Source organism: Pseudomonas sp. PS01299, from assembly GCF_029960145.1.
Classification (GTDB): Bacteria; Pseudomonadota; Gammaproteobacteria; order Pseudomonadales; family Pseudomonadaceae; genus Aquipseudomonas; species Aquipseudomonas putida_A.
Genome location: NZ_JASCPO010000157.1, coordinates 1 through 13,600 on the forward strand (window position 1 = coordinate 1; position 13,600 = coordinate 13,600).

Below are 13,600 nucleotides of genomic sequence, written 5' to 3' on the forward strand. Positions count from 1 at the left end.
GGTGCGCCGGGAACTTGTGCCGGACTGAGCGACCGTCTTCGCGAGCAAGCCCGCTCCCACAGGGGGAACGCATTCCAAATTGTGGGAGCGGGCTTGCTCGCGAAGAGGCCGGCCCAGGCAACTTCTCCCCCTCAGGCATACTCAAACCTTGGCCAAACCAAGGATGCCCAACCATGAAAACCCTCTCCCTGAGCCTGCTCTGCCTCACCGCCCTGGCCTCACAGGCCCACGCCTCCAGCCCCGACGCCTGGGCCGCTTACGATAAAACCGTGCTCGCCAGCTGCACCAAGGCCAGCGGCCTGAAAGACGCCAAACCGGTCGGCAACCCCGCGCAATTCGATGACCGCGTCGGCTACACCGCCGTGCTGTTGCAAGGCCAATACCCGCAAAAACACATGAAAGGTCAGCAAGGCACTGAGCTGTGCCTGTACAGCAAAAAGTCGAAAACCGCGTTCGTCACCGAATGGGACTCGATCCGCCCGACCGCCAAGCCCTGAGGGCTGGCGCACAACTTGCTTCGATCAGCCTCAGCCTGGCGACTTTACGTCGCCGTATCACACTCTGATTGAAGATTGATCGTGCAATGAATACGACATTTTCCTGCGTCGGTTGCGGCAAATGCTGCACCGACCACCATGTGCCCCTGACCCTCGCCGAAGCCCGCATGTGGGCGGCGGATGGCGGTCAGGTGATCGTGCTGGTGGAGGCCTTTCTCGGCAACGGCCTGGGCCTGCCGGCGCAGCAGCGTGAACACGCCGAACGGCGTTCGCTGGTGGTACGCAGCGGCACGACCGAGGCCCACGTGGCCATCACCTTCGCCGCCTACAACGTCGGTCGCTGCCGGAATCTTGACGAAGAAAACCTGTGCCGCATTTACGAACGCCGACCGTTGGTGTGCAGGATTTATCCGGCAGAGATCAATCCGCACATTCCGCTCAACCCGGCGGCCAAGGATTGCCCGCCAGAGTCGTGGCAACAGGGGCCGCTGCTGATTGTCGGCGGGGAGCTGGTCGATCAGGAACTGCTGGAGCTGATCCAGCGCTCGCGCCAGGCTGATCGCGATGACATCCGGATCAAGGATGCAATCTGCGCGGCGCTGGGGATTCGCACTACGGCGCTCAAGGGCGACGGGTTTACCGCGTATTTGCCGCAGATGGACGCTTTTGCGGCTGTGATCGATCAGGTTTCAGCACAGCCGCTGAGTGGAACGTCCAGTGAATGGCTGTTTCATTTGTCCGGGGATGATGTGGCTGGGCAGTTGCTCGCCGCCGGAGCAAAGGTGGTGACGGAGCCGGCGCAGACGTATGCATTCATTTCGCTGCGGGCGGCTTGATCCGGATTTTGTACTGCCTGCAATGGCCCCTTCGGGAGCAAGCCCCCTCCCACAGGGTTTTGAGTTGTACACAGAATAAATGATCAACTCACAAACCTGTGGGAGGGGGCTTGCTCCCGAAGAGGTCGGCCCAGACTACCTCAATCCCGAACCTGCCGCCGCCCCCAGAACTCCCGCGCCAGCAACCGCAAATCCCCCGCCAGCCCCGCCACATCTTCCGAATTGCGCTGACTCTGCCGCCCCTCATCCACCGTCAATTCCGACGCCGTGCGAATGCTGACGATGTTGCGATTGATGTCCTCGCTCACCGCACTCTGCTGCTCCACCGCCGCGGCAATCTGCAGGCTCATCTCGGTGATCTGCTCGACCCGCTCACTGATCCCGTCCAGCGCCCGCGCCGCGCGCTGTGCCTGTTCGACGCTGTTATCCACATGCTCGCTGCTCTGCTGCATCACCAGCACTGCATCGCGCGCGCCATTTTGCAGGCTGCTGATCATCCGCTGGATCTCGTTGGTCGACTGCTGCGTGCGTTGCGCCAACCCGCGCACCTCATCGGCCACCACTGCAAAACCGCGCCCGGCATCACCAGCGCGCGCCGCTTCGATCGCCGCGTTGAGCGCCAGCAGATTGGTCTGCTCGGCAATGCTGCGGATCACCTCCATCACCCCGGAAATCTCGCTGCTGTGGCCTTCGAGCTGATGAATCACCTCGGTCGCCCGCCGCAACTCCTCGGCCAGACGCAACACCGCACTGCGACTCTCGCCGACCAGCAAATGCCCTTCGCGGGTTTCCGTGCCGGCCATGTCCGCCGCTACCGACGCCTGCTGCGCATGGCTGGCAACTTGCGCGACGCTGGCGGCCATCTGATGAATCGCCGCCGCCACCTGATCGGTTTCCGCTTGCTGCGCCAACGAACTGCTGTGGCTGCTTTGCAAATGATCAACCAGTTGCGCCGCATGCCCGGCCAACTGCTGCGATGCATCACCGATGCGCCCGACCACAGCGCCGACCTGCGCTTCGAGCATCTGCAGGGCGAATTCAATCTGGCCGATTTCATCGCGGCGCCCGGTGTAAATGCTCTGACTCAACGGATTGTCCGCGACCTGCCGCGCCCGTTCGCTCAGCCGCTCCAGCGGCCGCAAGATCCAGCGCACGCCCAACGCGCAGAGACTGCTGCCGACAACAAATGCCAGCCCATCGATCCATGCCGACTCCGGACGCAACCAGGCCTCGATCCCCAACACCAGCCCCAGCAACGCACTGGCCAACACCGTGATCCTGCCACGCAGACCTAAAGTGGGCAGCGGCGGCCGTCCCTTCAACTCTCCACGCAACTGCGCGTACACCCGCTCCGCCGCCGCCACCTGCCGTGCATCCGGCCGGGTGCGTACCGACTGATACTCCACCGCCACGCCGCTCTGCGTAACCGGCGTGACATACGCGCTGACCCAATAATGATCGCCATTCTTGCAACGATTCTTCACCAGCCCCATCCACGAGCGTCCGTCCTTCAGCGTCTGCCACATATGCGCAAACGCCTGCGCCGGCATGTCCGGATGGCGCAACAGGTTGTGTGGCGTGCCGAGCAATTCGTCGCGACTGTAGCCGCTGATCCTGATGAAATCGTCGTTGGCGTAAGTGATCGCGCTGGTCAGATCAGTGGTCGAAAGAATGTTCGCGTCCGGCGCCACATCGACGTTACGGCCGGTTACCGGGAGATTGATCTTCATGGAAAGCGCGCTCGTTTTATGGGAAGAGTCGGCAGGGCTGCTGACTCTAAGCGCACCAATTGGTCAAATATTGATCTGGCTCAGGATCTGAGCACTTAGCCATCACTGCGACCGAAAATCGCAGTCGATGGCTGAAGGCGGGATGAAACTCAGCGCTTGCCCATCGAGCGACGGGTGCCCGGCGGCGCCATGCCCGGGGTCTTGGTGTGGCCGTTCTTGGCGCCGTTCTTGTACCACGGCTGATTCGAACCCTTGGCCGCCGCCAGTTCACCCGGTTTGAACGGGAACTTGAAAGCCGCAATCTCGGGTTTGCTCTCGCTGGCGTCAGCCAGTTCAGCCGGGACATCGCTCACAGCGTCGTCAACCGGCGGTTGGGTCGGGGAAGTCATAAAAGCTCCGCAAAGCAAAAAAGTCGGGCCCGAACAGTGAGCCGCGAAGGCGCGCAGTATACCTGCGCGCCCAGACTCGGCACCTGAAGATTTGCAGGGCACGCCGAACGGTTAACAGGTAGGTGATGGTGCAATGTTTCACAAATTGGGAATGATCGGTCCCTTTTTGGGACCGGCTAACAACAATAGCCGGCAGAAATGTGTCGCCCGCACAGACGTCTTCGCGAGCAAGCTCGCTCCCACAGGTGGAGTGCGCTTCTATGTGGGAGTGAGCCTGCTCGCGATGAACGATGACGCGGTGCTCGGACGGATCAAGTGCGTGGATCAACCCGATCCAGCGCCCGGTTCACTGCCAGTTCGGCGAGCATGACGATCTGCTGGATCGCCAAGGCAGTGCTGCGTTGCGGGCCGCCGAGTTCATTGGCGAAATTGCTGGCCATGGCACTGGCAGAGGCCAACGATTCGTAAGCGTGGGCGAGCAGGGTTTCGGTGTCGATGCCTGGGTTGACCAGAAACATGGTGCTTGGCTGTCGCGGCTGGACGGGTTGCGGACTGAGGTAGAAATCGAGCGCACGTTTGATGGCTTCGCGGTTTTGGGCGAGGTCTTCTGCGCGGATGGCTTCGGCGAGCGGGGTTGTGGTTTCTACGGGAGGATCGGGTACGGGTTTCGACATTGAATTGATCTCTAATCATCTGATTAAAGCCATCTCTGTCGTTTCTCACGCGACGAAGAGGTGGCAGCTATGTGCGGAGTGAGAAACCGGTAAGAGATCAACCCGGCCGAACCGAAGTCCGCCCGCACACAGCCGCCATAGAAGATCGTCGGCAGCAAATAAGCTGACGGCGATTATGGTGCGGCTGGCGCTTGATTAAAACCTCTCAGCGGGTTCTCACACCCGATCACCGATTTGCGGTGACAACCAAAGCCTAAAGACCGCACTTCCGACGGACAACCTGAAAACCTTGTGGGAAGGTTCTGGTTATTTGGCACAGAATTAAACAGCCTCAGACCATGGGGCGGATGGACTGGCCTCATCGCCAGCAGGCTGGCTCCCCACAGTTGAATTGAGTGCATTCAGTTGAGTATTGGTCGGCTATCAGGCCGCCTTCGCGAGCAAGCCCGCTCCCACAGTGGGATTGGGTGAGTCAGTTGGAGATTGGTCGGCTATCAGGCCGCCATCGCTGGCAAGCCAGCTCCCACGAAAGAGCAAAAGCAAGATCAAAAGATCGCAGCCTCCGGCAGCTCCTACAGGGAAGACAAGTACAACCCGCACGCGGCGCATGCCGCCCCACTCCAGGATGAGCGCAAGCTCGGCTGCAGCTCTTGATCTTGATCTTGATCCACGGGCGACGTCGGAAGGCTGAGTGGAGGGATTGATCCGGGGGTGGGAGCGCAGCGACCGTTTGGCGAAGCCAAACACAGCGAGAGGAGGTGCAGCGAAGCAAACCGTAGGCGCTGCGCCCGGATCGATCCCGGAGCGAAGGGACCCCGAGCCCCAGCGAGCGGGCCGAACGCAGGAGCAAGCGTTTTTGGTTACTTTTTAGGCGTTTGTAAAAAGTGACCCGCCGTAAGGGCGGAACCGTAATCAGCCACACCCGCAGAAACGGATATACACCCCGGCGAAACTGACAGCGCTGACAGCTAGCCGTCACCCTACTGACCTGCAGACAGGTTTATAAAGACAACAACCCTGCCCAAACTCCGTCCGGCGCCCACCCCGCATGCGAATCCAAAAGAACAAAGCCCTGCTCGCCACCCTGTTGATCGTCCTCGCAGGCGCAGGTCTGTGGTACACCCTGAAACCCGCCCCGACCAAACTGGCCACCCCAACCGCCATCCCGGTCCGCGTCGTCACCGTCAGCGAAAAAGACGTCCCCCGCTACACCAGCGGCATCGGCTCCGTACTCTCATTACACAGCGTCGTAGTGCGCCCACAAGTCGACGGCATCCTCACCAAAATCCTCGTCAAGGAAGGCCAACTCGTCAAAGCAGGCGACCTGCTCGCCACCATCGACGACCGCTCGATCCGCGCCAGCCTCGACCAGGCCCGCGCACAACTGGGCGAAAGCCAGGCGCAATTGCAGGTCGCCCTGGTCAACCTCAAGCGCTACAAACTGCTCAGCGTCGACGACGGCGTCTCCAAACAGACCTACGACCAGCAACAGGCACTGGTCAACCAACTCAAAGCCACCGCCCAAGGCAACCAGGCCTCGATCGACGCGGCGCAGGTACAACTTTCTTACACGCAGATCCGCTCCCCGGTCACCGGCCGCGTCGGTATTCGTACAGTCGATGAAGGCAACTTCCTGCGCATGACCGACACCGCCGGCCTGTTCACCGTGACCCAGATCGATCCGATCGCCGTGGAATTCTCGCTGCCGCAACAAATGCTGCCGACCCTGCAAGGCCTGATCAACGATCCGCAGCACGCACAGGTCAAGGCCTACATCGGCGCTGATACCGACGGCGAAACCGGCAACCTGCTCGGCGAAGGTCACCTGACCCTGATCGACAACCAGATCAACGCCAACACCGGCACCATCCGCGCCAAGGCCGAATTCGACAATGCCAGCCAGAAGCTCTGGCCGGGCCTGCTGGTGACGGTAAAAATTCAGACGGCACTGGATAAGAATGCGCTGGTGGTGCCGCCCACTGTCGTACAGCGCGGTCTCGATCAACACTTCGTTTACCGGGTGAGTGGCGACAAAGTCGAAGCCGTACAAGTGCAGATGGTCTATCAGGGCAGCGGCCAGGACATCATCAAAGGCGTGAAGGCCGGTGACGTACTGGTGACCGACGGCCAGTCGCGGCTCAAACCCGGCTCGACCGTGCAGGTCATGAGCGAGCCGCCACAGGTGGTGCAAGCGGAGCCGAAACCATGAAGGCGCACAAAGGCGTCTCCATCTGGTGCATCAATCACCCGGTCGCGACGATTCTGCTGACCATCGCATTGGTGCTGGTCGGCGTGATTGCCTTCCCGCGCCTGCCGATCGCCCCACTGCCGGAAGCGGAATTTCCGACAATTCAGGTCTCGGCGCAGTTGCCCGGCGCCAGCCCCGACACCATGGCCTCGTCCGTGGCCACGCCGCTGGAGGTGCAATTCAGCGCCATCCCCGGCATGACCCAGATGACCTCCAGCAGTGCGCTCGGCTCCAGCCTGCTGACCCTGCAATTCACTCTCGACAAGAGCATCGACACCGCCGCTCAGGAAGTCCAGGCCGCGATCAACACCGCCGCCGGCAAGCTGCCCAAGGACATGCCGACCCTGCCGACCTGGAAGAAGGTCAACCCGGCCGACAGCCCGGTGCTGATCTTAAGCGTCAGCTCGACGCAAATGCCCGGCACCGAACTCAGCGACCTGGTGGAAACCCTGCTCTCGCGCCAGATCAGTCAGATCGACGGTGTAGGCCAGATCAACATCACCGGTCAGCAACGTCCGGCGATTCGCGTGCAAGCCTCGGCCGACAAACTGGCGGCCATCGGCCTGACCCTGGCCGACATTCGTCTGGCGATCCAGCAGACCAGTCTCAACCTTGCCAAAGGCGCGTTGTACGGCGAATCGAGCATCTCGACGCTGTCGACCAACGACCAGTTGTTCAAACCCGAGGACTACAGCCAACTCATCGTTTCCTACAAGGACGGCGCCCCGGTTCACCTGCGGGATGTCGCCAAAGTCGTCAACGGTTCGGAAGATGCCTACGTGCAAGCCTGGGCCGGTGATCAACCCGGGGTGAACCTGGTGATCTCGCGCCAGCCCGGCGCGAACATCGTCGAAACCGTCGACCGCATTCAAGCCGCCCTGCCCGGCCTCGAAGCCATGCTCCCGGCCTCGGTGCAGGTGAAAACCCTGATCGACCGCACCCAGACCATCCGCGCCTCGCTGCATGAAGTCGAGATCACCCTGTTGATCGCGATCCTGCTGGTGGTGGCGGTGATGGCGCTGTTCCTGCGGCAGTTGTCGGCGACCATGATCGTCTCGGCGGTGCTCGGTGTATCGCTGACCGCCAGTTTCGCCCTGATGTACCTGTTGGGCTTCAGCCTGAACAACTTGACGCTGGTGGCGATCGTCGTCGCGGTCGGGTTTGTCGTGGACGATGCGATTGTGGTGGTGGAGAACATCCACCGGCATCTGGAGGCCGGCGACAGCATGCGCGAAGCGGCGGTCAAAGGTGCCGGCGAGATCGGCTTCACCGTGGTGTCGATCAGTTTCTCGCTGGTGGCAGCGTTTATTCCGCTGCTATTCATGGGCGGTGTGGTCGGGCGGTTGTTCAAGGAATTCGCCCTGACCGCGACCTCGACCATTCTGATTTCGGTGGTGGTGTCGCTGACCCTCGCGCCGACGCTGGCAGCGCTGTTCATGCGCAAACCGGTGCACCACGCCCACGACAAACCGGGCTTCAGCGAACGCTTGCTGGCCTGGTACGAAAAAGGTCTGCGTCGCGCCCTCGCCCACCAGAAGTTGATGATTGGCGTATTCGGCCTGTCGCTGGGACTGGCGATTGCCGGTTACATCTTTATCCCCAAGGGATTCTTCCCGGTTCAGGACACCGGATTCGTCCTCGGCACTACCGAAGCCGCTGCGGATATTTCCTACGGCGACATGGTGAAAAAACACTTGGCCATGGCCGAAATCGTCGCCGCCGATCCGGCCGTTCAGGCGTTCTCGCACTCGGTCGGTGTGTCCGGCAGCAACCAGACCATCGCCAACGGCCGCTTCTGGATTGCCCTGAAAAAACGCGGCGACCGCGATGTCTCGGCCAGCCAGTTCATCGACCGCATTCGTCCGCAACTGATGAAAGTCCCGGGCATCGTCCTGTACCTGCGCGCCGGCCAGGACATCAACCTCAGCTCCGGCCCGAGTCGCGCGCAGTACCAATACGTGCTCAAGAGCAACGACGGCGCGACCCTCGCCACCTGGACCCAGCGCCTGACCGAAAAGCTGCGCAGCATCCCGGCGTTCCGCGACATTTCCAACGATCTGCAACTGGGCGGCAGCATCACCCACATCAGCATCGACCGCACCGCCGCCGCGCGTTTCGGCCTGACCGCCAGCGATGTCGACGAAGCGCTGTACGACGCCTTCGGGCAGCGCCAGATCAACGAGTTCCAGACCCAGGTCAACCAGTACAACGTGATTCTGGAACTGGACACCAAGCAACGCGGCAAAGCCGAAAGCCTCAACTATTTCTATCTGCGCTCGCCGCTGAGTGGCGAGATGGTGCCGCTGTCGGCGCTGGCCAAATTCGATGCGCCGACCATCGGCCCGCTGTCGATTGCCCATGACGGCATGTTCCCCGCCGCCAACCTGTCGTTCAACCTGGCGCCCGGCGTGGCGTTGGGCGACGCGGTGATCCTGCTCAATCAGGCCAAGGCCGAGATCGGCATGCCGACCGCGATCAGCGGAAATTTCCAGGGCGCGGCGCAGGCGTTCCAGAGTTCGCTGGCCAGTCAGCCGTGGCTGATTCTCGCGGCGCTGGTGGCGGTGTACATCATTCTCGGCGTGCTCTATGAGAGCTTCGTACATCCGCTGACAATCATCTCGACGCTGCCGGCGGCCGGTCTCGGGGCGGTGATCATGCTGTGGATCTGCGGTCAGGACTTTTCGATCATGGCGTTGATCGGGCTGGTGTTGCTGATCGGCATCGTCAAAAAGAACGGCATTCTGATGATCGACTTTGCCCTGGAAGCCCAGCGCAATCGCGGACTGGCGCCGCAGGAGGCGATTTTCGAAGCGTGCCTGACGCGGTTCCGGCCGATCATCATGACCACCCTCGCCGCCCTGCTCGGCGCGTTGCCGCTGATGCTCGGTTACGGCACCGGCGCGGAACTGCGCCAGCCGCTGGGGATCGCGGTGGTGGGCGGCTTGCTGGTCAGCCAGATGCTGACGCTGTTTACCACGCCGGTCATATACTTGTGGCTTGAGCGGCTTTTCCACAGGCCCAAACCAATGCCCACGACGGCACTGGCGACCACAGACTGAGGCAGGGTCATGCGCGTTCTGATTATCGAAGACGAGGAAAAAACCGCGGACTATCTGCACCGCGGTCTGACGGAACAGGGTTACACCGTAGACTTGGCCCGCGACGGCGTCGAAGGCCTGCACCTGGCGCTGGAGAGCGACTATGCGGTGATCGTCCTCGACGTCATGCTGCCGGGCCTGGATGGCTTCGGCGTGCTGCGCGCATTGCGTGCACGCAAGCAGACCCCGGTGATCATGCTCACCGCCCGCGAGCGCGTCGAAGACCGGATCAAGGGCCTGCGTGACGGCGCCGACGATTACCTCGGCAAACCGTTTTCCTTCCTCGAACTGGTGGCCCGCCTGCAAGCGCTGACCCGGCGCAGCGGTGGCCATGAACCGGTGCAAGTGAGCATCGCCGACCTGTGGATCGATCTGATCAGCCGCAAGGCTACCCGCGCCGGCACCCGCCTGGACCTGACGGCGAAAGAGTTCTCGCTGCTCAGTGTTCTGGCGCGCCGGCAAGGTGAAATCCTCTCGAAAACCGCGATTGCCGAGATGGTCTGGGACATCAATTTCGACAGCGACGCGAACGTCGTCGAAGTCGCGATCAAGCGTCTGCGCGCCAAGCTCGACGGGCCGTTCGACGAGAAACTGCTGCACACCATTCGTGGCATGGGTTACGTGCTGGAGAGCCGTGGTGTCCAGTAATTCGATTGCCCTGCGTTTGAGCGGGATGTTTACGCTGGTGGCGCTGCTGGTGTTTCTGTTGATTGGCGGCGCGCTGTATCAGCAGGTCGACAAAGGCCTGGGTCTGCTGCCGGAAGCCGAGCTGGATGCGCGTTACAGCGTGCTGGAGTCGGCGCTCAATCGTTATGGCACGCCTGAGCATTGGGTGAAGATCAACGCCAAGCTCAAGCTGCTCGGCGAGGAAGACAAGCGCATTCGTTTCTGGGTGGTCAGCGGTGATCCCGGTTACGAGTACGGCGCGCCGGACGCGCAAATCCGCGCCTTCGCCAAAGGGCCGCTGGGCATGCATGACCTGCAGTTGCCCGAGCATCCTTATCCGCTGAAAGTGCTGCTGACCGAGTTACCCGCCAAGGACCAGCGCCCGCCGCTGCGCTTCATGATCGGCATCGATACCGAGACTTTCCACGAGACTCAGCACAACCTGCTGATCGCCTTGGTCAGCCTGGCCATTGTCGGCGTGCTGCTGGCCTCGGCGCTGGGTTACTGGGTGGCGCGGATCGGTCTCAAGCCGCTGATCAAACTGTCCCACGAAGCCCAGCGCCTGGCACCGCCACTGCGGGCCGGACGCCTGCGCATGTCACCGTTGCCACCGGAGCTGGAGCAGTTTGTCGACTCGTTCAACTCAACCCTGGAGCGGGTCGAACAGGCCTATTCACGCCTGGAATCGTTCAACGCCGACGTCGCCCATGAACTGCGCTCGCCACTGACCAACCTGATAGGCCAGACCCAGGTCGCGCTGACCCGCGGGCGCTCCGCCGAGCATTACTTCGAAGTGCTGCAATCGAACCTCGAAGAGCTGGAACGCCTGCGTTCGATCATCAACGACATGCTGTTTCTGGCCAGCGCCGACCAGGGCAGCAAGGCCACCAAACTGACCGAGACTTCTTTGGCCGATGAAGTCGCGACCACGCTCGAGTACCTGGATTTCATCCTCGAAGACGCGCAAGTGCAGGTGCACGTCAGTGGCGATGCGCAGGTGCGGATCGAGATCGCGCATCTGCGCCGGGCACTGATCAATCTGCTGAGCAACGCCGTGCAGCACACCGAGCCGGGCCAGGTGATCGAGGTGCACATCGAAGTTGAAGAGCATCAGGTCAGCATCGGCGTGGCCAACCCCGGATCGCCGATTGCCAGCGAGCACTTGCCGCGCTTGTTCGAGCGCTTCTATCGGGTCGATGCCTCGCGCAGCAACAGCGGCAACAACCATGGGCTGGGGCTGGCGATCGTCAAGGCGATTGCACTGATGCACGGTGGCGATGTGTTTGTGCGCAGTGATCGGGGGATGAATACCTTCGGGATTTATTTGCCTGTTTAGAAGCCCCTCACCCTAACCCTCTCCCGGAGGGAGAGGGGACTGACCGAGCCGTTCTCTGGAGTTGCATCGACCTGAAATATCCAGTCGAACTCAAGTTTTGAAAAGCCCCCGATCTGCTCCCTTTCCCCCTCGCCCCCTTGGGGGAGAGGGCTGGGGTGAGGGGGTGACTTTTGCTTGTGCTGTAACAGTCATTTATGAAAATCACACTGTTTCTCGGCGCCCGGCAACCTTATCTTTGCCCGCACCAAACAGCACTTGCCAAGCAAGAAGGTTTTCAAGATGTCCAACAGTATGGGTATTGCCAGCGCTTTCGTTTTGTCCTCATTGATCCTGTCGCCGATGGCGATGGCTGAAGAATCGCAAGCGTTCGTAGCGCAGAATGCCGCTCGCGCTCACGCCTTCGAACAGTATCAGGCAGAAGTGATGGCCAAGTCGCAGGACGCCTCGCAAGCCCCTCAAGCCGCCACTTCCCAGGCTCAAGCGGCCGAGAAAGACAGCTGAGTCGCGCACCGCGAAACATTTCCCTCGACGCGGTTGTTTGGCTCTTCCCGTTCAACCGTCGTCCTTCCAGGCCGCTGCCTTTCAGCGGCCTTTTTTCGTTGTGGTCTGAAAGCCGTTTGGTTCGTCTGTAAAAAACAAGAAACATCCCGCACCTCAAGACATTGAAGTGTCAGTTGACCCAAGGAGCTCCGTCGCAAGTGCGTTACCCAGTCAGTTTCACCTCGCTGTTCATTGCAATTGCCGCAACGATTGCCCCCGCCGCTCACGCCGACGAAGCCGCCAAACAAGGCTTCATCGAAGGCTCGAGCCTCAACCTCAACGCCCGCAACTACTACATGAATCGCAACCGTCTGCAGCAGACGGACGACAACATCGAGTGGGGCCAGGGTTTTCTCGGGATCTTCCAGTCGGGTTACACCGAAGGCACGGTCGGCTTCGGCATCGACGCCCACGCCATGCTCGGGCTGAAGCTCGACGGCGGTGGCGGTACCGATGGTTCGAGCATCCTGCCGATCAGCGATGGCAACGGCAAAGCGCCGGGCTCGTTCTCGACTGCGGGCGGCACGTTGAAGATGCGCGCGTTCGATACCGAGCTGAAGGCCGGTGACCTGTTCCTCACCAACCCGGTGATTGCCGGCGGTGATTCGCGCATGCTGCCGCAGACCTTTCGTGGCGTGAGCCTGACCAACCACAGCTTCGACGGCTGGATGTTCGAAGGTGGCCAGGCCAGTTTTACCAAGCCGTACAATCAGAGCGGTCGCCAGCGCATCGGCACGTCCTACGGCAAACTCGCCGAGGGCGACGAAAGCCGTCACCTGAACTGGGCCGGCGTGTCCTGGAGCGGCGTCGAAGGGCTTACCAGCAATCTGTACGCCGCCGAGCTGAAGGACATCTGGAACCAGTACTACTACGACCTGGATTACACCTGGCAGTTGACCGATCTGGTCAGCCTCAACCCGGGCCTGCACTTCTATCACACGCAGGACACCGGCGACGCGCTGCTGGGTAACATCGACAACAACACTTACAGCCTGCATTTCACCGTCGGCATCGGCAACCACAGCGTCACCGCTGCGTACCAGCGCGTGAACGGCAACACGCCGTTCGACTACATCAGCCAGGGCGACAGCGTTTACCTCGACAACTCGCAACAGTATTCGGACTTCAACGGCCCGAACGAGCGCTCGTGGAAGCTCAAGTACGCCTATGACTTCGCCGGTCTCGGTGTGCCGGGCCTGACTTCGGCAGTTTCCTATTCGCGCGGCACCGTGGACCTGACCAAGGTCGATCCGGGCAGCAAAGGCTATGCCTCGTGGTACAGCGCTGACGGTCGCAACGCCAAGCACTGGGAACGCGACCTTGATCTGAAATACGTGGTGCAGAGCGGTCAGGCGAAAGACCTCGCGGTACGCCTGCAATGGGCGACCAACCGGGGTGGCAACGGTTACGGCGCGATTGATACCGATACCGATGAATACCGGGTGATTGTCGACTACCCGATCAACGTCTTCTAAGATCCCCCCTGCACCACGGTCTTGAATTGAGAGATGTACCCTGTGGGAGCGGGCTTGCTCGCGAATGCGCTGCATCAGTCGACATCAATGTTGAATGACACGGCGCATTCG

General features: G+C 61.3%; 11 protein-coding genes. 8 read left to right on the plus strand and 3 right to left on the minus strand.

All coding sequences use genetic code 11. The features are described 5' to 3' along the window. Nucleotides 1-173 precede the first annotated feature (173 nt). Both QMX91_RS22020 and QMX91_RS22025 read left to right on the plus strand, forming a co-directional pair. Complete coding sequence (locus QMX91_RS22020) at nt 174-497, plus strand: hypothetical protein (RefSeq protein ID WP_098965524.1); 324 nt, start codon at nt 174-176, stop codon at nt 495-497. An 86-nt stretch (nt 498-583) separates the two neighbouring features. Then, nucleotides 584-1,333 (plus strand): YkgJ family cysteine cluster protein, encoded by a 750-nt coding sequence (locus QMX91_RS22025; RefSeq protein ID WP_098965525.1) that lies wholly within the window; start codon nt 584-586, stop codon nt 1,331-1,333. Between the two features lie 140 nt (nt 1,334-1,473). Here QMX91_RS22025 and QMX91_RS22030 read toward each other — a convergent pair whose 3' ends face one another. The 3 genes from QMX91_RS22030 to QMX91_RS22040 form a co-directional block, all read right to left on the minus strand. Then, nucleotides 1,474-3,063, minus strand: a complete 1,590-nt coding sequence (locus tag QMX91_RS22030; RefSeq protein WP_282413366.1) for a PAS domain-containing methyl-accepting chemotaxis protein — start codon at nt 3,061-3,063, stop codon at nt 1,474-1,476. Between the two features lie 149 nt (nt 3,064-3,212). Beyond that, nucleotides 3,213-3,452: a hypothetical protein gene (locus QMX91_RS22035; RefSeq protein WP_003228000.1), complete on the minus strand. Its 240-nt coding sequence runs from the start codon at nt 3,450-3,452 to the stop codon at nt 3,213-3,215. Between the two features lie 311 nt (nt 3,453-3,763). Beyond that, nucleotides 3,764-4,126, minus strand: a complete 363-nt coding sequence (locus tag QMX91_RS22040) for a DUF6124 family protein (protein ID WP_282413367.1) — start codon at nt 4,124-4,126, stop codon at nt 3,764-3,766. A 1,048-nt stretch (nt 4,127-5,174) separates the two neighbouring features. Between QMX91_RS22040 and QMX91_RS22045 the strand changes: the two genes are divergently transcribed. The 6 genes from QMX91_RS22045 (at nt 5,175) to QMX91_RS22070 (ending at nt 13,489) form a co-directional block, all read left to right on the plus strand. Then, nucleotides 5,175-6,335, plus strand: coding sequence for an efflux RND transporter periplasmic adaptor subunit (locus QMX91_RS22045; protein WP_134787298.1), 1,161 nt, complete (start codon nt 5,175-5,177; stop codon nt 6,333-6,335). Next, entirely contained in the window at nt 6,332-9,433 is a 3,102-nt protein-coding gene (locus QMX91_RS22050; protein WP_282413368.1) for a multidrug efflux RND transporter permease subunit, read from the plus strand. Before QMX91_RS22045 ends, QMX91_RS22050 begins: the two co-directional genes overlap by 4 nt. A gap of 9 nt (nt 9,434-9,442) precedes the next feature. After that, nucleotides 9,443-10,120, plus strand: coding sequence for a heavy metal response regulator transcription factor (locus QMX91_RS22055; RefSeq protein WP_007916978.1), 678 nt, complete (start codon nt 9,443-9,445; stop codon nt 10,118-10,120). Beyond that, complete coding sequence (locus QMX91_RS22060; protein WP_210558544.1) at nt 10,110-11,474, plus strand: heavy metal sensor histidine kinase; 1,365 nt, start codon at nt 10,110-10,112, stop codon at nt 11,472-11,474. Before QMX91_RS22055 ends, QMX91_RS22060 begins: the two co-directional genes overlap by 11 nt. A 279-nt stretch (nt 11,475-11,753) precedes the next feature. Beyond that, the gene (locus tag QMX91_RS22065) at nt 11,754-11,975 is read left to right on the plus strand and encodes a hypothetical protein (protein WP_096795481.1); all 222 of its coding nucleotides are present in this window, start codon (nt 11,754-11,756) and stop codon (nt 11,973-11,975) included. A gap of 197 nt (nt 11,976-12,172) precedes the next feature. Next, the gene (locus tag QMX91_RS22070) at nt 12,173-13,489 is read left to right on the plus strand and encodes an OprD family porin (RefSeq protein ID WP_135296529.1); all 1,317 of its coding nucleotides are present in this window, start codon (nt 12,173-12,175) and stop codon (nt 13,487-13,489) included. Nucleotides 13,490-13,600 lie beyond the last annotated feature (111 nt).